At 70.3% G+C, this 24,932-nt stretch carries 23 protein-coding genes and 1 riboswitch; of the genes, 12 read left to right on the forward strand and 11 right to left on the reverse strand.

The window, feature by feature from the left end:
* Positions 1 to 264: 264 nt before the first annotated feature.
* From rpsB to ACGFZA_RS06470, 9 genes are all read left to right on the forward strand, one after another.
* Positions 265 to 1,179 (forward strand): 30S ribosomal protein S2, encoded by a 915-nt coding sequence (gene rpsB / locus ACGFZA_RS06430; protein WP_385286769.1) that lies wholly within the window; start codon positions 265 to 267, stop codon positions 1,177 to 1,179.
* Between the two features lie 99 nt (positions 1,180 to 1,278).
* Positions 1,279 to 2,115, forward strand: a complete 837-nt coding sequence (tsf, locus tag ACGFZA_RS06435; protein WP_148021168.1) for a translation elongation factor Ts — start codon at positions 1,279 to 1,281, stop codon at positions 2,113 to 2,115.
* A 158-nt stretch (positions 2,116 to 2,273) separates the two neighbouring features.
* A complete protein-coding gene (gene pyrH / locus ACGFZA_RS06440; RefSeq protein WP_148021169.1) occupies positions 2,274 to 3,050 on the forward strand; it encodes a UMP kinase in 777 nt (258 codons plus the stop codon).
* Between the two features lie 169 nt (positions 3,051 to 3,219).
* Positions 3,220 to 3,777, forward strand: coding sequence for a ribosome recycling factor (gene frr, locus ACGFZA_RS06445; RefSeq protein ID WP_037690170.1), 558 nt, complete (start codon positions 3,220 to 3,222; stop codon positions 3,775 to 3,777).
* Positions 3,777 to 4,862 (forward strand): phosphatidate cytidylyltransferase, encoded by a 1,086-nt coding sequence (locus tag ACGFZA_RS06450; RefSeq protein WP_393677491.1) that lies wholly within the window; start codon positions 3,777 to 3,779, stop codon positions 4,860 to 4,862. The genes frr and ACGFZA_RS06450 overlap by 1 nt, the downstream gene beginning before the upstream one ends.
* A 104-nt stretch (positions 4,863 to 4,966) precedes the next feature.
* A complete protein-coding gene (rlmN, locus tag ACGFZA_RS06455; RefSeq protein ID WP_148021189.1) occupies positions 4,967 to 6,073 on the forward strand; it encodes a 23S rRNA (adenine(2503)-C(2))-methyltransferase RlmN in 1,107 nt (368 codons plus the stop codon).
* A gap of 41 nt (positions 6,074 to 6,114) precedes the next feature.
* A riboswitch (TPP riboswitch) is annotated at positions 6,115 to 6,231 on the forward strand.
* Positions 6,232 to 6,311: 80 nt separating this feature from the next.
* Positions 6,312 to 7,415 (forward strand): thiamine ABC transporter substrate binding subunit, encoded by a 1,104-nt coding sequence (locus ACGFZA_RS06460; RefSeq protein WP_385286762.1) that lies wholly within the window; start codon positions 6,312 to 6,314, stop codon positions 7,413 to 7,415.
* Between the two features lie 86 nt (positions 7,416 to 7,501).
* The gene (locus tag ACGFZA_RS06465) at positions 7,502 to 9,115 is read left to right on the forward strand and encodes an ABC transporter permease (protein WP_393677662.1); all 1,614 of its coding nucleotides are present in this window, start codon (positions 7,502 to 7,504) and stop codon (positions 9,113 to 9,115) included.
* 2 nt (positions 9,116 to 9,117) lie between these two features.
* On the forward strand, positions 9,118 to 10,143 hold the full coding sequence (locus tag ACGFZA_RS06470) for an ABC transporter ATP-binding protein (protein ID WP_385286760.1): 1,026 nt from the start codon (positions 9,118 to 9,120) through the stop codon (positions 10,141 to 10,143).
* 11 nt (positions 10,144 to 10,154) lie between these two features.
* On the opposite strand, the gene ACGFZA_RS06475 is transcribed toward ACGFZA_RS06470, so the two are convergent.
* The 5 genes from ACGFZA_RS06475 to ACGFZA_RS06495 form a co-directional block, all read right to left on the reverse strand.
* Positions 10,155 to 11,276, reverse strand: a complete 1,122-nt coding sequence (locus ACGFZA_RS06475) for an LOG family protein (RefSeq protein ID WP_393677495.1) — start codon at positions 11,274 to 11,276, stop codon at positions 10,155 to 10,157.
* A 46-nt stretch (positions 11,277 to 11,322) separates the two neighbouring features.
* Positions 11,323 to 12,507, reverse strand: a complete 1,185-nt coding sequence (locus ACGFZA_RS06480; protein WP_393677498.1) for a hypothetical protein — start codon at positions 12,505 to 12,507, stop codon at positions 11,323 to 11,325.
* The gene (locus ACGFZA_RS06485) at positions 12,489 to 13,226 is read right to left on the reverse strand and encodes an ABC transporter ATP-binding protein (protein WP_385286754.1); all 738 of its coding nucleotides are present in this window, start codon (positions 13,224 to 13,226) and stop codon (positions 12,489 to 12,491) included. The genes ACGFZA_RS06480 and ACGFZA_RS06485 overlap by 19 nt, the downstream gene beginning before the upstream one ends.
* A 255-nt stretch (positions 13,227 to 13,481) precedes the next feature.
* Positions 13,482 to 14,867, reverse strand: a complete 1,386-nt coding sequence (locus ACGFZA_RS06490; protein WP_393677500.1) for an aspartate aminotransferase family protein — start codon at positions 14,865 to 14,867, stop codon at positions 13,482 to 13,484.
* Complete coding sequence (locus ACGFZA_RS06495; RefSeq protein WP_030928325.1) at positions 14,852 to 15,343, reverse strand: Lrp/AsnC family transcriptional regulator; 492 nt, start codon at positions 15,341 to 15,343, stop codon at positions 14,852 to 14,854. Before ACGFZA_RS06495 ends, ACGFZA_RS06490 begins: the two co-directional genes overlap by 16 nt.
* A gap of 178 nt (positions 15,344 to 15,521) precedes the next feature.
* On the opposite strand from ACGFZA_RS06495, the gene ACGFZA_RS06500 reads away from it, so the two are divergent.
* From ACGFZA_RS06500 to ACGFZA_RS06510, 3 genes are all read left to right on the forward strand, one after another.
* Positions 15,522 to 16,961 carry a gamma-aminobutyraldehyde dehydrogenase gene (locus tag ACGFZA_RS06500; RefSeq protein ID WP_385286750.1) on the forward strand — a complete coding sequence of 480 codons (1,440 nt, stop codon included), beginning with the start codon at positions 15,522 to 15,524 and terminating at the stop codon, positions 16,959 to 16,961.
* A 195-nt stretch (positions 16,962 to 17,156) separates the two neighbouring features.
* Entirely contained in the window at positions 17,157 to 18,320 is a 1,164-nt protein-coding gene (locus tag ACGFZA_RS06505) for a PotD/PotF family extracellular solute-binding protein (RefSeq protein ID WP_385281777.1), read from the forward strand.
* A gap of 49 nt (positions 18,321 to 18,369) precedes the next feature.
* A complete protein-coding gene (locus tag ACGFZA_RS06510; RefSeq protein WP_393677504.1) occupies positions 18,370 to 18,915 on the forward strand; it encodes a hypothetical protein in 546 nt (181 codons plus the stop codon).
* A 1-nt stretch (position 18,916) separates the two neighbouring features.
* Here the strand turns inward: ACGFZA_RS06510 and ACGFZA_RS06515 are convergent, their stop codons facing one another.
* The 6 genes from ACGFZA_RS06515 to ACGFZA_RS06540 form a co-directional block, all read right to left on the reverse strand.
* Complete coding sequence (locus ACGFZA_RS06515; RefSeq protein WP_393677506.1) at positions 18,917 to 20,131, reverse strand: serine hydrolase domain-containing protein; 1,215 nt, start codon at positions 20,129 to 20,131, stop codon at positions 18,917 to 18,919.
* Between the two features lie 83 nt (positions 20,132 to 20,214).
* A complete protein-coding gene (locus tag ACGFZA_RS06520; RefSeq protein WP_393677508.1) occupies positions 20,215 to 21,006 on the reverse strand; it encodes a response regulator in 792 nt (263 codons plus the stop codon).
* On the reverse strand, positions 21,003 to 22,202 hold the full coding sequence (locus ACGFZA_RS06525; protein WP_393677511.1) for a sensor histidine kinase: 1,200 nt from the start codon (positions 22,200 to 22,202) through the stop codon (positions 21,003 to 21,005). The genes ACGFZA_RS06520 and ACGFZA_RS06525 overlap by 4 nt, the downstream gene beginning before the upstream one ends.
* A 13-nt stretch (positions 22,203 to 22,215) precedes the next feature.
* Entirely contained in the window at positions 22,216 to 23,022 is an 807-nt protein-coding gene (locus ACGFZA_RS06530; RefSeq protein WP_385281601.1) for an SAM-dependent methyltransferase, read from the reverse strand.
* Positions 23,023 to 23,086: 64 nt separating this feature from the next.
* Positions 23,087 to 23,806 (reverse strand): glycerophosphodiester phosphodiesterase, encoded by a 720-nt coding sequence (locus ACGFZA_RS06535; protein WP_393677514.1) that lies wholly within the window; start codon positions 23,804 to 23,806, stop codon positions 23,087 to 23,089.
* A 24-nt stretch (positions 23,807 to 23,830) separates the two neighbouring features.
* Positions 23,831 to 24,865, reverse strand: coding sequence for an adenosine deaminase (locus ACGFZA_RS06540; protein ID WP_385281607.1), 1,035 nt, complete (start codon positions 24,863 to 24,865; stop codon positions 23,831 to 23,833).
* Positions 24,866 to 24,932 lie beyond the last annotated feature (67 nt).

Below are 24,932 nucleotides of genomic sequence, written 5' to 3' on the forward strand. Positions count from 1 at the left end.
TCCCCCGCCCGGCGGATCCGCGGGGATCATGAACCGGATCTGTGGACTACCGACCGGTTGTGGACAGCGCCGTCACCCGGCACCCGGCGGGTCCCGTACACTTCTTTTGGCGATCCGGGTCACCGGGTCGACTTCGCACGCCCCGCCACCTCCCTCAGGGAAGGTGGCCGCGCTCCTCGGTCCTTCGTGGCACGGCGCGTCGGGGCGTCAGGCGTGACCGCAATCCTGCGGTCGCGATAACCGAGCACCTCAAGGAGTACGGCCATGGCCGTCGTCACGATGCGGGAGCTGCTGGAAAGCGGCGTCCACTTCGGTCACCAGACCCGTCGCTGGAACCCGAAGATGAAGCGCTTCATCTTCACCGAGCGCAACGGCATCTACATCATCGACCTGCTCCAGTCGCTGTCGTACATCGACCGCGCCTACGAGTTCGTCAAGGAGACCGTCGCCCACGGCGGCTCCATCATGTTCGTGGGTACGAAGAAGCAGGCCCAGGAGGCCATCGCCGAGCAGGCGACGCGCGTCGGCATGCCGTACGTCAACCAGCGTTGGCTCGGTGGCATGCTCACCAACTTCTCCACCGTGTACAAGCGCCTTCAGCGCCTGAAGGAGCTCGAGCTCATCGACTTCGAGGACGTGGCCGCCTCCGGCCTCACCAAGAAGGAGCTCCTGGTTCTCTCCCGCGAGAAGGCCAAGCTGGAGAAGACCCTCGGTGGTATCCGCGAGATGCAGAAGGTGCCGAGCGCCGTCTGGATCGTCGACACCAAGAAGGAGCACATCGCCGTCGGTGAGGCGCGCAAGCTCCACATCCCGGTCGTCGCGATCCTCGACACCAACTGCGACCCCGACGAGGTCGACTACAAGATCCCGGGCAACGACGACGCGATCCGCTCCGTCACCCTGCTCACCCGCGTGATCGCCGACGCCGTCGCCGAGGGCCTCATCGCCCGCTCCGGCGCCGCGACCGGCGACTCGAAGCCGGGCGAGAAGGCCGCCGGCGAGCCGCTCGCCGAGTGGGAGCGCGACCTGCTCGAGGGCGACAAGAAGGCCGACGCCGAGGTCCAGACCTCCGCCGAGACCGAGAAGGTCGCGGACGCCGAGGCCGCTGAGGCCCCCGCCGAGGCTGCTGCCGAGGCCCCCGCTGCCGAGGCTCCGGCCGCGGACGCCGAGCAGGCCTGACACCCGTCACGGCTGAAGACGGCGGGGGCCGGTGCCACAAGCACCGCCCCCGCCGTTCACCCGTAGATCTTTCAGACTTCGAGAGAGAAATACAGACTCATGGCGAACTACACCGCCGCTGACGTCAAGAAGCTCCGTGAGCTCACCGGCGCCGGCATGATGGACTGCAAGAAGGCGCTCGACGAGGCCGACGGCAACGTCGACGGAGCTGTCGAAGCCCTCCGTATCAAGGGTCAGAAGGGCGTCGCCAAGCGCGAAGGCCGTTCTGCCGAGAACGGCGCGGTCGTCTCCGTCGTCTCCGAGGACAAGACGTCCGGCGTCCTGCTCGAGCTGAAGTGCGAGACCGACTTCGTCGCCAAGGGTGACAAGTTCCAGGCCGTCGCCAACACGCTCGCCGCTCACGTCGCCGCGACTTCCCCGGCCGACATCGAGGCGCTCCTCGCCTCCGAGATCGAGCCCGGCAAGACCGTCCAGGCGTACGTGGACGAGGCCAACGCCAACCTCGGCGAGAAGATCGTCCTGGACCGCTTCGCGCAGTTCCAGGGTGCCTTCGTCTCCGTGTACATGCACCGCACCATGCCCGACCTGCCGCCGCAGATCGGTGTCCTGGTCGAGCTGGACAAGGCCGACGCCGACCTGGCGAAGGGCATCGCCCAGCACATCGCCGCCTTCGCGCCGAAGTACCTGTCCCGCGAGGACGTCCCGGCCGAGGTCGTCGAGGCCGAGCGCCGCGTCGCCGAGGAGACCACGCGCGCCGAGGGCAAGCCCGAGGCCGCGCTCCCGAAGATCGTCGAGGGTCGCGTCAACGGCTTCTTCAAGGAGGCCACCCTCCTCGGCCAGCCGTACGCGCTGGACAACAAGAAGTCCGTCCAGAAGGTCCTGGACGAGGCCGGTGTCACCCTGAAGCGCTTCTCGCGCATCAAGGTCGGCATCTGAGTCCGTCCGCGAAAAACGGTGGACCCCGATAGGGTCTGGTGCAGTCGACGGCCGCACACCGCCGTACGACCGCAGATCTGACGAGGAGGCCATTGCCGCTGAGGGACACCAGACCCACCGGCAATGGCCTTCTTCGTATGTGCACGAGGAGAATCTCCATGAACAAGGGCGCGGACGCCGCAACAGGTGACCACAAGCGCGACGACGGCAAGGTGCGCGGACGCTTCATGCTGAAGCTGTCCGGAGAGGCGTTCGCCGGCGGCGGGGGTCTCGGCGTCGACCCCGACGTCGTGCACGCCATCGCCCGCGAGATCGCGGCAGTCGTCCGCGACGGGGCGGAAATCGCGATCGTCATCGGTGGCGGCAACTTCTTCCGCGGTGCCGAGCTCCAGCAGCGCGGCATGGACCGGGCCCGGTCCGACTACATGGGCATGCTCGGCACCGTCATGAACTGCCTCGCGCTCCAGGACTTCCTGGAGAAGGAGGGCATCGACTCCCGTGTCCAGACGGCCATCACCATGGGCCAGGTCGCGGAGCCGTACATTCCGCTGCGTGCCGTACGGCACCTGGAGAAGGGGCGCGTCGTCATCTTCGGCGCGGGCATGGGCATGCCGTACTTCTCCACCGACACCACCGCGGCACAGCGCGCCCTGGAGATCGACGCCGAGGCGCTGCTGATGGGGAAGAACGGCGTGGACGGGGTCTACGACTCCGACCCGAAGACCAACCCCGGTGCCGTGAAGTTCGACGCGCTGGAGTACAGCGAGGTGCTCGCCCGCGATCTCAAGGTCGCCGACGCCACCGCCATCACGCTCTGCCGCGACAACCAGCTGCCGATCCTCGTCTTCGAGCTGACGACCGCGGGCAATATCGCCCGCGCCGTCAAGAGTGAGAAGATCGGCACGCTCGTGAGTGACCAGGGCACCCGGGCCTGACAACCGGGGGACTTCGCCGGGGCGACCCGGTGATGTCCCGGGGGCCCACGGGACGGCCCCGAAAGATGGACAACGGCCTGCCGGTCGGACACCGTGCAGGTGAGGACGCGACGCAGGACCCGCCGGGCCCGAGCACGCCGGGCCCACTCAAGACACGCAGGAGCACGTGGTGATCGAAGAAACCCTCCTCGAGGCCGAGGAGAAGATGGAGAAGGCCGTCGTGGTCGCGAAAGAGGACTTCGCCGCGATCCGCACCGGCCGTGCGCACCCGGCGATGTTCAACAAGATCGTCGCCGACTACTACGGCGCGCTGACCCCGATCAACCAGCTGGCTTCGTTCTCGGTGCCCGAGCCCCGCATGGCGGTTGTGACGCCGTTCGACAAGACCGCGCTGCGCAACATCGAGCAGGCCATCCGCGACTCGGACCTCGGCGTCAACCCGAGCAACGACGGAAACATCATCCGGGTGACCTTCCCCGACCTCACCGAAGAGCGCCGTCGCGACTACATCAAGGTCGCGAAGACCAAGGCCGAGGACTCCAAGATCTCGATCCGGGCTGTCCGCCGCAAGGCCAAGGAGACGCTCGACAAGCTGGTCAAGGACAAGGAGTCCGGCGAGGACGAGGTCCGCCGCGCCGAGAAGGAGCTCGACGACACCACCGCGAAGTACGTCGCGCAGGTGGACGAGCTGCTGAAGCACAAGGAAGCCGAGCTGCTCGAAGTCTGATGAACGACTCTTCCTGGGGCGTCCCGCAGGGCGCCGGCCATCGGGCTGCGCCCGAGATGCGGGCCGCTCCGGCGGGTCCTGCACACGATGTGCATGACGCCCAGCAGACTCGGCCCATGCCCATCGTGCCGGACGTTCCCGACGCAGGTAGAGACGCTGACGACCGTGATGACCGGGACCAGGGGGCCGGACGCCTGAGCGGCGGCCCCCTGTTCCGCGACGAGAAGCCGCAGGAGCCCATGTCCACCGCGCCGCCACCCCCGCAGAAGAAGCGTGCGGGCCGTGATCTGGGAGCCGCCATAGGGGTCGGCGTAGGGCTCGGTGCCGTCGTCGTCGCCTCGCTCTTCATCGTCCAGGCCGTCTTCGTCGGCGTGATCGTCGTCGCCGTCGTCGTGGGCCTGTGGGAGCTCACCTCCCGGCTGGAGGAGCGCAAGGGCATCAAGGCGCCCCTCGTACCGCTCGCGATCGGTGGCGCGGCCATGGTCGTGGCCGGTTACGCGCGGGGTGCGGAGGGTGCCTGGATCGCCATGGCCCTGACCGCTCTGGCGGTACTGGTCTGGCGGATGACCGAGCCACCGGAGGACTACCTCAGGGACGTCACGGCCGGCGTCTTCGCCGCGTTCTACGTGCCGTTCCTGGCGACCTTCGTGGCCATGCTCCTGACCGCCGACGACGGGCCGCAGCGGGTTCTGACCTTCCTGCTGCTGACCGTGGTCAGCGACACGGGGGCGTACGCCGTCGGCTGGCGCTTCGGCAAGCACAAGCTTGCACCGCGCATCAGCCCCGGGAAGACCCGCGAGGGCCTCTTCGGAGCCGTGGCCTTCGCGATGGTGGCCGGTGCGCTGTGCATGCAGTTCCTGATCGACGACGGCACGTGGTGGCAGGGCCTGCTGCTCGGCCTCGCGGTCGCCGCCAGCGCCACCCTGGGTGACCTGGGCGAGTCCATGATCAAGCGGGACCTCGGCATCAAGGACATGGGCACGCTGCTGCCCGGGCACGGCGGAATCATGGACCGGCTGGACTCCCTGCTGCCGACGGCGCCGGTCGTCTGGCTGCTGATGGTGATTTTCGTCGGCTCCGGCTGAGAAGTTCTCAGGTCACCCCTTCTGACCTGCATTTTTACGAGTGAGGGTCCGTTGTCCACAGGGCGGCGGGCCCTCACTGTTCTGTCTGCGACACTGGAAGAACCATGCCTAAGCCCGGAGAACTCACTTTCGTCGCGCCCCGCGGAGCCAAGAAGCCGCCGCGGCACCTCGCCGACCTCACGCCCGCCGAGCGCAAGGAAGCCGTCGCCGCGACGGGCGAGAAGCCCTTCCGCGCGCAGCAGCTCTCGCAGCACTACTTCGCGCGGTACGCGCACGACCCGTCGGAGTGGACCAACATCCCCGCCGGATCGCGGGACAAGCTCGCCGAGGCGCTGTTCCCCGATCTGATGTCCGTGGTCCGGCATATCAGCTGCGACGACGACACCACCCGTAAGACGCTGTGGAAGCTGCACGACGGGACGCTGGTCGAGTCCGTCCTGATGCGGTACCCCGAGCGCGTCACGATGTGTATCTCCTCGCAGGCCGGCTGCGGCATGAACTGCCCGTTCTGCGCCACCGGGCAGGCCGGTCTCGACCGCAACCTGTCCACCGCGGAGATCGTCCACCAGATCGTGGACGGCATGCGCGCGCTGCGCGACGGTGAGGTCCCGGGCGGCCCGGCCCGGCTCTCCAACATCGTCTTCATGGGTATGGGCGAGCCGCTCGCCAACTACAACCGCGTGGTCGGAGCGATCCGCCGGCTGACCGACCCCGAGCCCGACGGCCTCGGGCTCTCGCAGCGCGGGATCACGGTCTCCACCGTCGGCCTCGTCCCCGCGATGCTCCGCTTCGCCGACGAGGGCTTCAAGTGCCGTCTCGCTGTCTCGCTGCACGCCCCGGACGACGAGCTGCGCGACACCCTCGTGCCGGTCAACACCCGGTGGAAGGTGCGCGAGGTGCTGGACGCCGCGTGGGAGTACGCGGAGAAGTCCGGCCGCCGCATCTCCATCGAGTACGCGCTGATCCGCGACATCAACGACCAGGCCTGGCGGGGCGACCGGCTCGGCCGGCTCCTCAAGGGCAAGCGGGTCCACGTCAACCTGATCCCGCTGAACCCCACCCCCGGCTCGAAGTGGACCGCCTCGCGGCCCGAGGACGAGAAGGCGTTCGTCGAGGCGATCGCCGCCCACGGGGTGCCGGTGACCGTCCGGGACACCCGTGGGCAGGAGATCGACGGGGCCTGCGGACAGCTGGCGGCATCCGAGCGGTGAGGCCGAAACCGGGCGTGTAGCCTGGGCTCGAAATCAACTTCATATTCCGACAGGGGAGCGCCACAGCGCTGAGAGTGCGGCACCGAGGACAGGTTGGCCGCAGACCCTCTGAACCTCGCCCGGGTCATTCCGGGTAGGAAGTTCGGACCTTACTCAAGCTGTTGCGCCCTGCCCGCTTCCGGTTTCCACCGGCGCGGGCAGGGCCGCGTCTCTTCCTGGTCACCCCAGGAGGAATCACATGAGCACCACCAAGAAGATCGCGGTGACGGCCGTCGCCGCGGCGCTCGGCGCGACCGCGCTGGCGGGCTGCGGAAGCTCCGACGACTCGGCCGCCGGCAGCGGCGGTACCAAGGGCTCAGGCTCCAAGACCGTCACCCTCGTCAGCCATGACTCCTTCAACGCGTCCAAGGACGTGCTGAAGGAGTTCACCCGGCAGACCGGCTACACCGTCAAGGTGCTGAAGAGCGGGGACGCCGGCGCCGCCCTCAACCAGGAGATCCTCACCAAGGGTTCGCCCCGCGGTGACGTGTTCTTCGGCGTCGACAACACCCTGCTCTCGCGCGCCCTCGACAACGGCCTGTTCACGCCGTACGCCGCCAAGGGCATCGACCAGGTCGCCGCCGACGTGCAGCTGGATGCCGAGAAGCACCGGGTGACCCCCGTCGACACCGGTGACATCTGCATCAACTACGACAAGAAGTACTTCGCCGACAAGAAGCTCGCGCCGCCGAAGACGTTCGACGACCTGGCGAAGCCCGCGTACAAGAACCTGCTCGTCACCGAGAACGCGGCGACCTCCTCGCCCGGCCTCGGCTTCCTCCTCGGTACCGTCGCCACCTACGGCGAGGACGGCTACCAGGACTACTGGAAGAAGCTGAAGGACAACGGCGTCAAGGTCGTCGACGGCTGGGAGCAGGCGTACAACGAGGAGTTCTCCGGCTCCGCGGGTGGCAAGAAGGCCAAGGCCGACCGGCCGCTCGTCGTCAGTTACGCCTCCAGCCCGCCCGTCGAGGTGCTGTACGCGGACCCGCAGCCGAAGACCGCCCCGACCGGCGTCGCCACGGGGACGTGCTTCCGTCAGATCGAGTTCGCGGGCCTGCTCGACGGCGCGAAGAACGAGGCCGGCGGCAAGGCCCTGCTGGACTTCCTGATCAGCAAGAAGTTCCAGGAGGACATGCCGCTCAACATGTTCGTCAGCCCGGTCACCGAGGGCGCGAAGGTGCCGGACCTCTTCACGAAGTTCGGTGCCACGGTCGACAAGCCGACGACCGTCGCCCCGGACACGATCGCCAAGAACCGTGAGCAGTGGGTCCAGTCATGGTCCTCGCTCGTAGTGAAGTAGCGAAGACTCCCGTACGCGGTCCGGGCGCGCGCGGGAAGTCCGCGCGCGCCCGGACGCTGCGCGGGGGCGCGGTGCGGCTCGGTCTGATGGCCGTGCCCGTGGCGTTCTTCGCCGTGTTCTTCGCCTATCCCGTCGTGGCGATCGTCGGACGCGGGCTCAAGGCCGACGGCGTCTGGCAGTTCGGGCGGATCGGCGAGGTGCTGAGCCGGCCGGACATCCAGCACGTCCTCTGGTTCACGCTCTGGCAGGCCCTCGCCTCGACCGTGTTGACCCTGCTGATCGCCCTGCCGGGCGCGTACGTCTTCGCCCGCTTCGACTTTCCCGGCAAGCAACTGCTGCGGGCTGCCGTCACGGTGCCGTTCGTCCTGCCGACCGTCGTCGTGGGCACCGCGTTCCTCGCGCTGCTGGGCCGGGGCGGGTTCCTCGACGAGCTGTGGGGCGTACGGCTCGACACCACGGTGTGGGCGATCCTGCTCGCCCATGTCTTCTTCAACTACGCGGTCGTCGTGCGCACCGTCGGCGGACTCTGGTCGCAGCTCGACCCCCGGCAGGAGGAGGCCGCACGGGTCCTCGGCGCCGGACGGTTCGCCGCCTGGCGCCGGGTCACACTCCCCGCGCTCGGACCCGCCGTGGCCGCCGCCGCGCTGATGGTCTTCCTCTTCACCTTCACGTCCTTCGGCGTCGTGCAGATCCTCGGCGGCCCCGGCTTCTCCACCCTGGAGGTGGAGATCTACCGGCAGACCGCGCAGCTGCTGGCCCTGCCCACGGCCGCCGTGCTGACCCTGGTGCAGTTCGCCGCGGTGGGCGCCATCCTGGCCGTGCACGCCTGGACCGTACGGCGCAGGGAGACCGCACTGAAGCTGGTCGACCCGGCGCAGACCGCCCGCAGGCCGCGTGGCGCGGGCCAGTGGGCCCTGCTCGGCGGCGTCCTGCTGACCGTGCTGGTGCTGATCCTGCTGCCGCTCGCCGTCCTGGTGGAGCGGTCGCTCGATGTGCCGGGCGGCCACGGCTTCGCGTTCTACCGTGCGCTCGGATCGACGGAGGCCAACAGCGGTACGTTCCTGGCCGCGCCCATCGAGGCGATCGGGAACTCGCTGCGCTACGCCGTGGTCGCGACCCTCATCGCGCTGGTGGTCGGGGGGCTGGCCGCGGCGGCCCTGACCCGGAAGGCGGGCCGGCTCGTGCGGGGTTTCGACGCTCTGCTGATGCTGCCGCTCGGGGTCTCCGCGGTCACCGTCGGCTTCGGCTTCCTGATCACCCTCGACCGGCCGCCGCTGGATCTGCGGACCTCCTGGATCCTGGTGCCGCTCGCCCAGGCCCTGGTCGGGGTGCCCTTCGTCGTACGCACCATGCTCCCGGTCCTCAGAGCGGTCGACGGCCGGCTGCGTGAGGCGGCCGCGGTGCTCGGCGCTTCGCCGCTGCGGGCCTGGCGCGAGGTGGACCTGCCGCTGGTTCGCCGGGCGCTGCTGGTCGCGGCGGGCTTCGCGTTCGCCGTGTCGCTCGGCGAGTTCGGCGCCACGGTGTTCATCGCACGGCCCGACAACCCGACGCTCCCGGTCGCCGTGGCGCGGCTGCTCGGACGGTCCGGGGAGCTCAACTACGGCCAGGCGATGGCCCTCAGCACCATTCTGATGCTCGTGTGCGCGGTCTCGCTGCTGCTGCTCGAACGTATCCGCACCGACCGATCCGGGGAGTTCTAGGGATGCTGACACTCGAATCGGCCACCGTCCGCTTCGGAGAGCGGGCGGCACTGGACAAGGTGGACCTGGAGGTCGCCGAACACGAGATCGTCTGTGTGCTGGGGCCGAGCGGCAGCGGGAAGTCGACACTGCTGCGGGTGGTCGCCGGACTCCAGCACCTGGACGGCGGGCGGGTCCTGCTCGACGGCGCGGACCAGGACGGAGTGCCGGTCCACCGACGCGGACTCGGCCTGATGTTCCAGGACCACCAGCTGTTCCCGCACCGCGACGTCGGTGCCAACGTCGCCTTCGGGCTGCGGATGCACGGCGTGAGCCGGAGCGAACAGCAGCGCAGGGTCGCCGAACTCCTGGACCTGGTGGGGCTCCCCGGCGCGGGACGCCGCGCCGTGGCCGCGCTCTCGGGCGGTGAACAGCAGCGCGTCGCCCTGGCACGCGCGCTCGCGCCCCGGCCCAAGCTGCTGATGCTGGACGAACCCCTCGGACAGCTGGACCGCAGTCTGCGCGAACGCCTCGTCGTCGAACTGCGCACGCTGTTCGCCGGCTTGGGCACGACGGTGCTCGCCGTCACCCACGACCAGGGTGAGGCCTTCGCGCTGGCCGACCGCGTCATCGTGATGCGCGACGGACGCATCGCCCAGGCAGGCACCCCGCTGGAGGTCTGGCAGCGCCCCGCCTCCGCCTTCGTCGCCCGATTCCTCGGCTTCGACAACGTGGTGGAGGCGACGGTCACCGGCGAGGCCGCCGATACGGACTGGGGCAAGGTGCCCGTGCCCGCCGGATCACCGCAGGGGGCCTGCGATCTGCTGGTGCGTCCGGCCGGGGTGCTGGTCGGCGCCCCGCAGGACGGATTGCGCTGCACCGTGGGTGCCCGCACCTTCCGCGGCAACCACGTCGCGGTGAAGCTGCATCCCGAGCACGGTCCGGTCCTGGACGCGGAGTGCCCGCTGACCGGCACGCCGGACGAGGGCGCGCAGGTCGGTGTGACCTTTGCCGCGGCGCAGAGCGTCGTGCTGCCCGCCGTGTTCTGACCGGCCGCGGCCTACTTCGCCGACAGCCCCGCGAGCGCCTCGGCCGCTTCCTCCACCGTGTCGACGAGGGCGATGCGCGACTCCATCGGCCGGCCCGCGGCGAGGGCGCGGAGCAGCGGCCACGCGGGCAGCTCCCGCGTCCAGTGGTCCCGCCCCACCAGCACCATCGGCGACGGCTCACCGCGTGACTCGTAGTAGTTCGGGGTGGTGCTGTCGAAGATCTCCTGGACGGTACCGGCCGCGCCGGGGAGGAAGATCACGCCTGCGGTCGAGCGGGCCAGCAAGCCGTCCTCGCGCAGGGCGTTGGCGAAGTACTTGGCGATGTGGTCGGCGAACGGGTTCGGCGGCTCGTGGCCGTAGAACCAGGTGGGAATCGACACGGAGCCGCCGCCGTCCGGCCATTGCTCCCGTACGGCGAACGCCGCCAGCGCCCAGTCGGTCACCGACGGGGTGAACGAGGCTGTCGCGCCGAGGAGTTCGCAGGCCTTGTCCAGCATCGGGTCGGGGTGCGGGGCCGCGTAGGCGCCGAGGTTCGCCGCCTCCATCGCGCCGGGTCCGCCGCCGGTCGCCACCGTCAGGCCGCTGCGGGCCAGGGTCCTGCCGAGACGGGCGGCGGCAGCGTACGGGGCGCTGCCGCGCGGCGTCGCGTGGCCGCCCATCACGCCGACGACCCGGGCGCCGACGAGGACCTCGTCCAGCGCGTCGGAGACCGCGTCGTCGTGGAGCGCGCGCAGCATCGACGCGAACGCGTCGCCGTTCGTCCGTGTCTGCTGGAACCAGCGGTAGGCGCGGGCGTCGGGCGTGGCCTCGTAACCGCTCCGCCTCAGCCCGTCGTAGAGCGCGTCGGGGGAGTAGAGCAGACCTCGGTACGGGTCGAAGGGGAGCCCCGGCACCGGAGGGAAGACGACCGCGCCCTCGGCCCTTGCCTTCTCGGCGGCGCCGGCTTCCATCCGGCAGCCGAGGAAGACGGCGCCGGAGGTGTCGGTGGCCAGCAGGGCCGCGCTGCGGTCCGTCAGGTCGACGGACTGGACGCGGTGTCCGGCCAGCGGACCGGCGGCCACCACCGCGTCGAATTCGGCGAGCGACTCGATCTCGGCGCCCGGTGCGGGGATGCTCTCTGGCGGATTCTCCACACCGTCATGCTACGGACCGGCCGGGGCACACCCCCGGCCGGTCCGTTCAGGCGGTCAGCGGCAGTGCGGCCAGCTCGGCGATCGCCCAGGTCAGAGGGGCGAAGACGAGCAGCAGGGCGGCCGCGCGCAGCGCCGTCGCCGCGCGCAGCGCCGAGGCCGGTGCGCCGAGCCGCAGCAGCGCCCGGGCCGTCTCGGCGCGGGCCTGCCTCGCCTCCAGCGCCGACGTCAGGAGCGTCGCCGTGGTGCAGCCGATGACGAGCACCGCGCCGAGGGCGGTGAGCGGACCGAAGGGCCGCGGCCCCGTCCCGTAGAGCGCGAACACGGCGATGACCGCGGAGAGGACCGCGCAGACGACCCCCAGCGGGCGGCCGATCCGGCGTGCCTCGTCCATCAGGACCCGCCCCGCCAAGAGGCGTACGGCGCCGGGGCGCGCCATCTGGAGCAGCCGGCCGCACAGATACGTCAGCCCCGGGCCGGCCGTGGCCAGGCCGATCGCGGTCAGGGTCCATCCCACGAGGACCCAGGCCGGCGTGGAGTCGAGCTTGCCGGGCAGCGGGAAGGGGCTGCCGGGCGCGCCACGGCTCGCGTACGCCTCGACCGCCAGACCGGCGGCCGTCAGCGCCACGCCCCACGGCAGCCCGGTCGGCGGCGCGGCCGGGGCCGGGATGCGCTCCTCGGGTACCAGGTCCTCGGTGTCCTCCGGCGCGCCGGAGGCCCGTACCGGCCGCGTGCGCAGCGCCAGCGCGCTGGCCGTCGCCGCGGCGGCGGGCACCAGGGCCAGCAGGACCAGGACGGCGGCCGGTGGGAGCGGAGCCTCGGCGTTGAGCAGCCCGGCAGCGGCCCCGTCGAACGGCAGCCCGGACAGGTCGCCGCGCAGGTGGAGGAAGAAGAGCAGCGCCACCATCGAGCCGAGGGTGCACGAGACGGCGGTGGAGACCGCGGCGAGCACGCTGAGCCGCACCGGGCCGAGACCCACGGCCGACAGTCCGGCGCGTGGCCGGGTGCTCGGGTCCGTACGCGCGACCGCGACGGCGAACTGCACCGTGGCGGCCAGCGGTACGAAGCACCACAGCAGCCGCAGCACGGAGCCGGCGGAGTGCGCCGGGTGCCCCGAGGCGTAGCCGAGCGTGCACAGGAGGAGGAAGCCGACCCCGGCGGATGCGGCCGCGACGAGCAGTCGCCGCATCAGGACCAGTGGATGGGAACCGCGGGCTAGACGGAGAGCGAGCACGCCGCGCGGCCCTCCGTGTCGGTCACGGCGGGCAGGGCGACCGTGGCGACCCGGCGTCCGTCCAGGAGCGGCACCACCCGGTCGGCGAGCGCGGCGATCTCCACGTCGTGCGTGGCGAGCACCACCGTGATGCCGTGCGAACGGGCCGCGCTCGTGAGCGTGCGCAGGACGTGGGCGCGGTCGGTGCGGTGCAGGGTGGCGGTCGGCTCGTCGGCGAAGATCACCGAGGGCGCGGCGGCCAGGGCGCGGGCCACCGCGATCCGCTGCCGTTGGGCCTGCTGGAGGGCGTGCGGCCGCTTCCGCGCGCACATGCCGATGTCGAGGCGCTCCAGCCACTCCATGGCGGCCTTCTTGGCCTCGCGGTGCGAGGCGCCGCGCAGCAGCAGCGGCAGGGCGGTGTTCTCCCAGGTGTTCAGCTCCGGGACGAGCTGGGGTTCCGGGGCGATCCAGCCGAACTTGTCGCGGCGCAGCCGCTCGCGCAGCCGCGGGCCCATGGTGTGGACGGGGACGCTGTTGAACCACACCTCGCCCTGCTGGGGCACGAGCTGGCCGGAGAGGCAGTGCAACAGGGTCGTCTTGCCGCTGCCGCGCGGGCCGGTCACCGCGAGGATCTCGCCGTCGCGGATCCCCAGGGAGACGCCGCCGAGCGCGGGTGAGCCGTTGTGGGAGTGCTGCAGGGAACGCGCCCAGATCACGTCGTTGTCCGGCGGGGCCACCATGGCGTACACCTCGGTTCAGATCAGATATCCCGTTCCCCCGTACGGGGGAACGAAGGCGGGGCCGATCGGTCACTCGGCACCGTAGGGATTCGGACCGCGGTGTGCGCACAGCACGCGGCCCGGGTGCGCTTCTTCCCACTCGAATGGGCGCATCCGGGCCGCGTGGACCGTATGAAATGACCGCTGGAGGGCCGTCGTGGGACGGTCAAGCGGTGGTCAAGCCGGTGCCGGCCGCTGGGCCGTCCGGGCTATCGGTCAGAGCTTCGTCCAGGCCTCCGTCAGGACGGACCGCAGGATGCCCTCGATCTCGTCGAACGTGGACTGGTCGGAGATCAGCGGCGGGGCGAGCTGGACGACCGGGTCGCCGCGGTCGTCGGCCCGGCAGTACAGGCCGTTCTCGTACAGCGCCTTGGAGAGGAAGCCGTACAGGACGCGCTCGGTCTCCTCGTCGGTGAAGGTCTCCTTGGTGACCTTGTCCTTCACCAGCTCGATGCCGTAGAAGAAGCCGTTGCCGCGGACGTCGCCGACGATCGGCAGGTCGTGCAGCTTCTGCAGCGTCGTGAAGAAGGCGTTCTCGTTGTCGAGGACGTGCTGGTTGAGGCCCTCGCGCTCGAAGATGTCGAGGTTGGCGAGGCCGACCGCGGCGGAGACGGGGTGACCGCCGAAGGTGTAGCCGTGCAGGAAGGTGTTGTCGCCCTCGTAGAACGGCGCGGCGAGCTTGTCCGAGACGATGCAGGCGCCGATCGGCGAGTAGCCCGAGGTCATGCCCTTGGCGCAGGTGATCATGTCCGGCACGTAGCCGAACTTGTCACAGGCGAACATCGTGCCGAGGCGGCCGAAGGCGCAGATGACCTCGTCGGAGACGAGCAGCACGTCGTACTTGTCGCAGATCTCGCGGACGCGCTGGAAGTAGCCGGGCGGGGGCGGGAAGCAGCCGCCCGCGTTCTGTACGGGCTCCAGGAAGACGGCGGCGACGGTGTCCGCGCCCTCGAAGAGGATCTCCTGCTCGATCTGGTCGGCGGCCCAGCGGCCGAAGGCCACAGGATCGTCGGCGTGAGCGTGGCTCGGGGCGCGGTAGATGTTGGTGTTCGGCACCTTGTGCGCGCCGGGGACCAGCGGCTCGAAGGGGGCCTTGAGGGCCGGCAGACCGGTGATGGACAGGGCGCCCTGCGGGGTGCCGTGGTAGGCGACCGCACGCGAGATGACCTTGTACTTGGTCGGCTTGCCCTGGAGCTTGAAGTACTGCTTGGCCAGCTTCCAGGCGGTCTCGACGGCCTCGCCGCCACCGGTGGTGAAGAAGACCTTGTTGAGGTCGCCCGGGGCGTAGTCGGCGAGGCGCTCGGCCAGCTCGACGGCCTTCGGGTGGGCGTAGGACCACACCGGGAAGAAGGAGAGCTCCTGGGCCTGCTTGTACGCGGCCTCGGCGAGCTCGTGGCGGCCGTGGCCGGCGTTGACCACGAACAGGCCGGACAGGCCGTCGAGGTAGCGCTTGCCCTGGTCGTCGTAGATGTAGGTGCCCTCGCCACGCACGATGGTGGGAACGGGCGCGTTCTCGTAGTCCGACATGCGGGTGAAGTGCATCCACAGGTGGTCGTACGCGGTCCGGCTGAGGTCCTTGCTCACGGCTATCGGGTTCCCCACATATAGGTCTGCTTCTTGAGCTTGAGGTAGACGAAGCTCTCGGTGGAGCGCACGCCGGGTATGGCCCGGATGCGTTTGTTGATCGTCTCCAGCAGGTGGTCGTCGTCCTCGCAGACGATCTCCACCATCAGGTCGAAGGAGCCCGCGGTCATCACCACGTACTCGCACTCGGCCATGGCCGACAGGGCTTCCGCGACGGGGTCGAGGTCGCCCTCGACATTGATCCCGACCATGGCCTGTCGCCGGAACCCCACGGTGAGCGGGTCGGTGACGGCGACGATCTGCATCACGCCCTGGTCGAGCAGCTTCTGGACGCGCTGCCGCACGGCCGCCTCGGAGAGGCCCACGGCCTTGCCGATCGCGGCGTACGGACGGCGCCCGTCCTCCTGGAGCTGCTCGATGATTGCGAGGGACACGGCATCGACCGCTGGGGACGATCCGTTCCCTGTCCTGGAGTCTGCGCTGCGACTGGCCACGGAGCCACTCTGCACCGGGACTCGTCTGTCTCGCAACCCTCAATCGATGAAATTCGTTGTTGAGGGGCTCGTATCTCGCGGAATCCGAAGTTGGCGGCGGTTGGGTATGTCGAAACCGTTACCCATGCGACTAGGCTGGACGTCTCACCCATTGGACGTGTCGACAGGAGGAGTGGTTGTGACCACCGAGGTGCGCCGTCTGCGCAACTACATCAACGGAGAGTTCCGGGACGCCGCCGACGGGCGGACCATCGATGTGGTCAACCCGGTGACGGAGGAGGTCTACGCGACCTCCCCGCTGTCCGGCGAGGCCGACGTCGATGCCGCCATGGAAGCAGCCGCAGCCGCCTTCCCCGCGTGGCGCGACGCCACGCCCGCCGAGCGCCAGCGCGCCCTGCTGAAGATCGCGGACGCCTTCGAGGAGCGCGCCGAGGACCTCATCGCGGCCGAGTCCGAGAACACCGGCAAGCCGATCGGGCTCACCCGCACCGAAGAGATTCCGCCGATGGTGGACCAGATCCGCTTCTTCGCGGGTGCCGCCCGGCTGCTGGAGGGCCGCTCGGCCGGCGAGTACATGGAGGGTCTGACCTCCATCGTCCGCCGCGAGCCGGTCGGTGTCTGTGCGCAGGTCGCGCCGTGGAACTACCCGATGATGATGGCCGTCTGGAAGTTCGCCCCGGCCCTCGCCGCGGGCAACACCGTCGTCATCAAGCCGTCCGACACCACACCGGCGTCCACCGTGCTGATCGCCGAGATCATCGGGCAGATCCTGCCCAAGGGCGTCTTCAACGTCATCTGCGGCGACCGCGACACCGGACGGGCGATGGTCGAGCACCGGACCCCGGCGATGGCCTCCATCACCGGTTCGGTCCGGGCCGGCATGCAGGTCGCCGAGTCCGCCGCCAAGGACGTCAAGCGGGTCCACCTGGAGCTCGGCGGCAAGGCGCCCGTCGTCGTCTTCGAGGACACCGACCTGGCGAAGGCCGTCGAGGACATCTCGGTCGCGGGCTACTTCAACGCCGGCCAGGACTGCACCGCCGCGACCCGCGTGCTCGTCCACGAGTCGATCCACGACGAGTTCGTCACCGCGCTGGCCAAGGCCGCCGCGGACACGAAGACCGGGCAGCCGGACGACGAGGACGTGCTCTACGGCCCGCTCAACAACGCCAACCAGCTCGCCCAGGTCAGCGGCTTCATCGAGCGGCTCCCCGCGCACGCCAAGGTCGAGGCCGGCGGCCACCGGGTCGGCGACAAGGGCTACTTCTACGCCCCGACCGTCGTCTCGGGGCTCAAGCAGGACGACGAGATCATCCAGAACGAGGTCTTCGGCCCGGTCATCACCGTCCAGTCGTTCGCGGACGAGGCCCAGGCCCTGGAATGGGCGAACGGCGTCGATTACGCGCTGGCCTCCTCCGTGTGGACCAAGGACCACGCGCGTGCCATGCGGATGTCCAAGAACCTCGACTTCGGCTGCGTGTGGATCAACACCCACATCCCGCTCGTCGCCGAGATGCCGCACGGCGGGTTCAAGAAGTCCGGCTACGGCAAGGACCTCTCCGCCTACGGTTTCGAGGACTACACCCGCATCAAGCACGTCATGACCTCGCTCGACGGCTGACCGTCGAGGTACGGGTACGGATCCGGCCCCCGGGCGCACTGTGCGAGTGCCCGGGGGCCGGATCCGTACCGCCGGGGCCCGTCCGCCCTCGACAGGGTGTGCGCGGCGGGCGGGCACCGCTGGACGGTTGGTCCATTGCCCGCCGCGCCGGCGGACCGGCATCCTGCGCAGGTGCGAGCGATCCCGAACCACCCCATGTCCCGCCGGTCCCTGCTCCGCGCCTTCGGGGCGGGAGCGGCCGGCGTCACGCTGGCCGGCTGCGGAGTTCCCGCCGCCTATGTGGAGCCGGGCGACCGTGCCGGACACGACTACTCCGCCGGCGACCACACCCTGCACTTCGCCAACTGGCCCCTCTACATCGACACCGACGACGAGGACGAGTCGAAGCGGCCCACCCTCGACGCGTTCAGCAAGCGGACCGGGATCTCCGTCACGTACACCGAGGAGATCAACGACAACGACGAGTTCTTCGGCAAGATCAGCCCGGCCCTGATGAACCACCAGCAGACCGGCCGCGACCTGATCGTCATCAGCGACTGGATGGCCGCGCGGTTCGTCAGGCTCGGCTGGGTCCAGGAGATGGACCGGGCGAAGCAGCCCAACGTGACGAAGTATCTCGACCCGCAACTGCGCTCGCCCGCCTTCGACAAGGGCCGGACGCACAGCGTCCCCTGGCAGTCCGGGATCACCGGCATCGCGTACAACCGCAAGAGGCTGGGCCGGGAGATCAAGCACACGAGCGACCTGTGGGCGGACGATCTGCGCGGCAAGGTGACGCTGCTGTCGGGACTCGACGAGTCCTTCGCGCTGCTGATGCAGGGCAATGGCGTCGACATCACCCGTTGGAAGCGCGACGACTTCTACGACATCTGCGACCAGGTGGAGAAGCTGGTGAAGTCGAAGCACATCCGCCGCTTCACCGGCAACGACTACATCAAGGACCTCTCCACCGGGGACGTGCTCGCCTGCCAGGCCTACTCCGGCGACGTCATCCAGCTCCAGGCGGACAACCCCGAGATCGAGTTCGTGGTGCCCGAGGAAGGCGCCGAGCTCTGGGCGGAATCGCTCATGATTCCCAACCTCGCCCGCCACAAGCGCAACGCGGAGAAGCTGATCGACTACTACTACGAGCCCGAGGTCGCCGCCGAACTCGCCACCTGGGTCAATTACGTCTGCCCGGTGCCGGCCGCACGGGAGGTGCTCGCCTCCTCCAAGGACGAGGAGACGGCCGCACTGGCCGAGGACCCGCTGATCTTCCCCGACGACGCCATGCGCAAGCGGCTCGCCATCGCTCGCGACATCACCTCCGAGGAGCGCACCGAGTTCGCCAAGAAGTGGAACTCCATCGTCGGCCTGTGAAGCCCCGGGGGGCGTAAAGAGCTCGTAAACCCGGGCGTACGCTGCGGACATGAGCGAGCGACGCGCCCTTCGGAGGCGTATACGCGTGTGGTTGGTCGTCTTCATCGTCTGTCTGGTTCTGAGCGGGCTCACCGCGTTTCCGCTCGTTCACGAACTGCGCTGGGCCGAGGACCTGCTGAGCTCCTCGGCCTCGCCCGTCCCCGAACACTTCCCGGCCCTGATGGAGTGGATCACCCGCGTCCGCGCCGGCCTGGACGATGCCGATGCCACGTACCCCTTCGTGCTCTACGGCACGGACTGGCTGGCCTTTGCCCATCTGGTGATCGCGGTCGCCTTCTACGGCCCCTATCGCGACCCGGTCCGCAACATCTGGGTCGTCGAGTTCGGCATGATCGCCTGCGCCGGGATCATCCCGCTCGCCCTGATCTGCGGACCGATCCGCGGCATCCCCTTCTGGTGGTCGGTCATCGACATGTCCTTCGGTGTCTTCGGGGTCATCCCGCTGCTGATCGTGCGCCGCATGATCAAGCGATTGGAGGCCATGGAACGGACACCGCAGCCGGTGCCCGCGGGCGGGTCCGTTCCAGCGGTCTGAGTCACTCGGCGGACGGGGCGCCGAAAGCCGCCACCACGACGTCCAGTGCCGTGGCGTTCATGTCCAAGCCCTTCGCGTCCGTCGAGTTGACGCTGTAGACGAGAGTCCGCGAGAGGTCGCGGGTGGCGGCGATGGCCGTGTTGTACCCCCAGCGGCCACCCGTCTTGCCCCAGACCTGGCGGCCGCCCAGTGTCATCACGGAGAGACCGGCGCTGTACGCGGCGGGCCCGCCCGTGCCGTACTCCCGCACCGAGGCGTCGGGCAACGTGAACATCTCCTCCAGCAGCGGTCCGCGCACCACCTGCCCGCCGAAAAGTGCCCGGGTGAACTTCTCCAGATCGGCGGTGGTCGATATCAGGTCGCCGGCCGCCCAGGCGTCGCTCGCCCCCCACACCGTCACATCACGCAGCGCGCCCTGCGTACCGAATATCTGGTAGCCGTGGTTGTGCCGTCCGCGTATCGCCGGGTCGGTGCCGGGGAAGTAGGTGTCCACGAGGCGCAGTGGCTCCAGCACGCGGCGCGACACCTGGGAGGCGTACGTGTCGCCCGTGACCCGCTCGATCAGCAGGCCCGCCACCGTGTAGCCGATGTTGGCGTAGTGCTGCTGGGTGCCGGGCGCGAAATCCGGCCGGTGTGCGGTGGTTTCACGCACCACGTCCGCCGGGTCGACCAGGTCGAATCGGTGCTCGTACCAGTCCTCCAGCGTGTCGCCGTTGTCCGGGTCGACGGACGGGAGGCCGCTCGTGTGGTTCAGCAGCTGGCGCACCGTGACCTGCCCGTACGTCGCCGGGATCAGGTCGGGCAGGTAGTGCCGGACCGGGCGGTCCAGGCCGATCCTGCCCTCCGCGGCCAACTGGAGGACCACGGCGGCCGTGAAGACCTTGGTGACCGAACCGGCCCGGAAGCGCCCGGCCGGATCCGCCGGCCGCCCGGACGTCAGGTCGTGGACGCCGGCGCTGCCCCGCCAGACACCCCGGCTGCCCGACACGCGCACCAGCGCGGCCGTGGCGTCGTCCGACGGGAGCCCGCTGATCGCGGCCCGCAGCGCCTGCGCGTCCGATGTCCCGACGTGCGATGCCCCGACAGGCGATGGCAGCCGGGTGGCCGGGCCCGCCGCCGGGGAAGCCGCCGCGAGGGCAGGTGAGGCGGCCGGGCCCGCGGCGAGGCCGAGGAGCAGGGCGGCTGCGATGATGGTGCGGGACGTACGGGCGTTCATGTCGGTGCCTCCTGGGCGTGGGATCCGGTGGATTCCTCAACTGCTGTCGGAATCCATCCTGTTGATCCGGACCGCCCGGCGGATCACCCGTGCGGGGGTTTCCGGGAGGGAGACCTCCTCCCCTGCACGGGGGAGAAGCCTTCGGTCTCTCCCTCCGCGGAGGGAGAGACGACACCGCATTCGTAGGCGCAGATCACCGCCTGGATCCGGTCACGCAGGCCCAGCTTGGACAGCACATTGCCGACATGCGTCTTCACCGTGTGCTCGCTGACGACCAGCGCGGCCGCGATCTCCGCGTTCGACAGTCCGCGCGCCAGATGGAGCAGCGTCTCGTGTTCCCGTGTGGTCAGCACGTCCAGGCGCGCGGAAGGCTCCGCCACCGACGCCGACTGGGCCGCCGACGCCACCGACGCCACCGACGCCACCGACGCCGACGGGGCCGCCGAATCCGCCGGCCGCGAGGTGTACGCGGCGACCAGCCGACGGGCCACCGAGGGCGCCAGCAGCGACTCCCCGGCCGCCACCACCCGTACCGCGTGCACCAGATCGTCCCGGCGGACGTCCTTGAGCAGGAAGCCGCTCGCACCCGCGTGCAGTGCCTCGTAGACGTACTCGTCCGAGTCGAACGTCGTCAGCATGACCGTCCGGCAGCCGGTCCCGGCAGCGATGGCGCGGCAGGCCTCGATGCCGTCCGTGCCGGGCATGCGGATGTCGAGCAGCGCCACCTCGGGAGCCAGCCGCCGCACCGCGTCGACCGCAGCGGCGCCGTCACCCACCTCGGCCACCACCTCGATGTCCGGCTGCGCGTCCAGGATCATCGCGAAGCCGCTGCGCACCAGTTCCTGGTCGTCGGCCACCACTACGCGGATCGTCACTGCCCTGCTCCTGTCCGTCGTCCTGCCTGCGTTTCCGGCGCCGCGCGCGGGATCGTCACCCCGACCCGGAAGCCCCGGCCGTCCGGTCCCGGGCCGGTGCGGGCCGTGCCACCGTGAGCGGTGGCGCGCTCCCGGATGCCGGTCAGCCCCAGCCCCGCTCCACCGCCGGGGCCGCGGCCGTCGTCGGTGACCGTGAGCGTCAGCGCGTCGGGCCCGTGATCCAGTCGCACCCGGACCGCGGTCGCGTCCGCATGCCTGACCACGTTCGTCAGGGCCTCCTGCACGATCCGGTAGACGGTGGCCTCCACCGCCAGGCCCGGCGGGCGGGCATGGCCCGTGACCTCGTAGGAGACCGCCGGACCCGTCGCCCGCACCCGCTCCACCAGACCGGGCAGTCCGGACAGCGCGGGTTGCGGTTCGCGGGGAGCGTCCGGTGCGCCCTCGTTCTCGCGCAGCACGCCGAGCATGGTGCGCAGTTGCGCCATCGCGTCCCGGCCGGCCGCCGAGATCGCGTCGAAGGCGCCCTCGGCACGCTCCGGTGCCGTACGCACGGCCACCGGGCCGGCTTCCGCCTGCACGATCATCAGGCTCACCGCATGGGACAGGATGTCGTGCATCTCCCGGGCGATCCGCGCCCGTTCGCGGGCCGCCGCCTGTTCCGCCTCGATGCGGTGGGTGAGTTCCAGCTGACGGGCCCGGTCCTCCACCGCGCGCAGGTAGGCCTTGCGCGTCACGGCGAGCCGGCCGAAGGCGTACGCCGCGGCGAACACGAACAGGGAGAACAGCAGCTCCCTGAGCGCCTCGCCGTCGAGGCCGACCGATACCAGTATCCCCAGCGCCGTGAGGACCGCGACGCCGATCCGCTTCGGCGGCGAGGAGAGCTCGGCCACCGTGTAGCACGCCACGAGGCCGGTGTACGGGAGCGGCTGGCCCGGACCGTCGACGGCGAACTTGTACAGGCCGGAGGCCGCGAGCACGGCGACGAGGACCGCGACCGGCGCCCGGCGGCGGGCGACCAGCGGCAGCACCGTCAGGGAGGTCAGCCCGTACGCCGTCCACGTCGCTTCGGGCAGCTCCGGGGCGCGTGGGACGACGAACGGCATCGTCATGGCGGCCTGGACCAGCAGCGCGATGAGGAGGTCGACTGTGCGGGGGCCGGCCCGCCGCGCCCGCGCCGTGATGTCCCGTATGTGCATCGGACCGCTGCCGTCAGCGCTTCCGGGCCACCGCGCCGAACTGGGCGACCTCGGCCCCGGCCGGGCCGGGACCGGGGCGCCAGCGCGCGCACGAGACGATGCCCGGATCGACGATGTCCAGCCCGTCCAGGAACGCGGCGAACTCGAAACGGCCGCGGGCGGTGATCGGGGGAGTGGCGTTCTCGTTCCAGAACCGCATCGCGGCCTCGTTGCCCTCGCCGCCCAGCTCCAGCGTGGGGTGGGTGACGACCAGGTAGCTGCCGGACGGCACCGCGGCCATCAGCTGCCGGACGATCCGCAGCGCCTCGTCCGTGTCGAGCACGAAGTTCAGGATGCCCAGCAGCATGACCGCCACGGGGCGCTCCAGGTCCAGGGTGGGCTGCGCGGCTCGCAGGATCCGTTCCGGATGGCGGGCGTCCGCGTCGATGTACTCGGTCGCGCCCTCCGGTGAACTGGTGAGCAGCGAGCGGGCGTGCGCCAGGACGATCGGGTCGTTGTCGACGTAGACGACGCGGGCGTCGGGCGCGGTGTGCTGGGCCACCTCATGGGTGTTGTCCGCCGTGGGCAGGCCGGTGCCTATGTCCAGGAACTGGCCGATGCCCGCGTCACCGGCCAGATGCCGCACCGCCCGGCCGAGGAACGCCCGGTCCGCCCGGGCCACTTCGCCGATGCTCGGATACATGCCGGTGACCTGGTCGCCGACCGCCCGGTCCACCGGGAAGTGGTCCTTGCCGCCGAGCCAGTAGTTCCAGACGCGGGCGTTGTGGGCGACGTCGGAACGGACGCGGGCAGGAAGGGAATTGCTGCGGGGGGCGGTCACGTCTGGCTCCTTGGCGCGGGCCCGGCATCGGGACGGTGAGGTCCCGTCCATGATGCCGGACCGGTCAAGCCGCCCGGTCGCTATCGGAGTTGAGGATCACCTTGTGCAGGACGTCGATCCGGTTGGTGGTGATGGAGTCCACGCCCTGACGGATCAGCCGGCGCATGGTGCGGCCGGTGTCCGCCGTCCACACCGACACCAGCAGCCCGTCCCGGTGGTTGCGGTCCGTCAGCTCCCGGCTCACGAGCCCGAAACGGTAGTTCAGCCAGCGGGGCCGCACGGCCTCCAGCAGTGCCGCCCGGGGCGGTGCGAGCGTCGTCCAGGTCATCGCGATCTCGGCGGACGGGTCGGCGGCCCGCACCCGCAGCATCGCCTCCGGTCCCGCGCAGTAGTAGGCGCGTTCACCGGCCCCGCACTCCCGGACCACACCGACGGTCTTCCGTACGGAAGCCTCGGAGGCGCCGGGCAGATCGATCATGAGGCGGTGTGCCCCGGCGGCGAGCAGGGCCTCGCGCAGCGTCGGCACCCCGCCCACGGTCAGCTCGGTCAGCTCCTGATGGGTGAGCCGGTCCAGCCGCAGGTCATGCCCCCATAGCCGCTCCAGCGTGGCGTCGTGCAGCAGGACCGGCACGCCGTCGCGGGTGACGCGTACGTCGATCTCGACCGCGTCCGCCCCCCGGTCGAGAGCGGAGCGGATCGAGGGGAGGGTGTTCTCCCGGACGCGGTACGGATCGCCGCGGTGCGCGACGGCGGTGACAGGGGTGACAGGGGTGACAGTGGCCATGGGGCCATTGTCACCACCGAGTGGTCACCGGCCGGTGTGCTGCAGCCAGTCCGTCGTGTACGTGTCGATCTCGGCGGCCAGCGTGCGCTTGCCGGCCGCGTCGAGGAAGGACGCCTCGACGGCGTTCTTCGCGAGCGCGGCGAGCCCCCGCTCGTCGAGGCCGAGGAGGCGGGCCGCCACGCCGTACTCGCTGTTGAGGTCCGTACCGAACATGGGCGGGTCGTCGCTGTTGATGGTGACCAGGACACCGGCCTCCACCATCTCCCTGACCGGGTGCTGCTCGATGTCCGCGACCGCCCGGGTCGCGATGTTGGAGGTGGGGCACACCTCCAGCGCGATGCGGTGCTCGGCGAGGTGGTCCAGGAGCTTCGGGTCGCGCACCGAGCTGGTGCCGTGGCCGATGCGCTCGGCCCGCAGCGAGGTCAGCGCATCCCAGACCGTCTGCGGCCCGGTGGTCTCACCGGCGTGCGGTACGGAGTGCAGGCCCTCGGCGATCGCCCGGTCGAAGTAGGGCTTGAACTGTGGCCGCTCCACTCCGATTTCGGGGCCGCCGAGACCGAAGGAGACGAGTCCCTCGGGCCGCAGGTCCACGGCGAGCCGGGTGGTCTCCTCGGCCGCCTCCAGACCGGCCTCGCCCGGAATGTCGAAGCACCAGCGCAGGACGACCCCGAGCTCGGACTCCGCGGCCTTGCGGGCATCCTCTATGGCCTCCATGAACGCCTGCTCGGGAATGCCGCGGCGAGTGGAGGAGAAGGGGGTGACGGTCAGTTCCGCGTAACGGATGTTCTGCCGCGCCATGTCGCGGGCGACCTCGAACGTCAGGAGTCGGACGTCCTCCGGGGTGCGGATCAGATCCACGACCGAGAGGTACACGTCGATGAAGTGGCCGAAGTCGGTGAAGGAGAAGTAGTCGGCCAGCGCCTCGGGGGCGGTGGGGACCTTGGAGTCGGGATGGTGCGCGGCCAGTTCGGCGACGATGCGGGGCGAGGCCGAGCCGACATGGTGGACATGGAGCTCGGCCTTGGGCAGCCCCGCGATGAAGGGGTGCAGATCGGTCATCGGATCCTCCGGGGACATCGAGGTGACGCGGGGCCCGGTATGGCCGGAGCCCGGGCAGGGGACGGGA

It is taken from the genome of Streptomyces sp. NPDC048211 (assembly GCF_043202315.1).
In the GTDB taxonomy this organism is placed as follows: Bacteria; Actinomycetota; Actinomycetes; order Streptomycetales; family Streptomycetaceae; genus Streptomyces.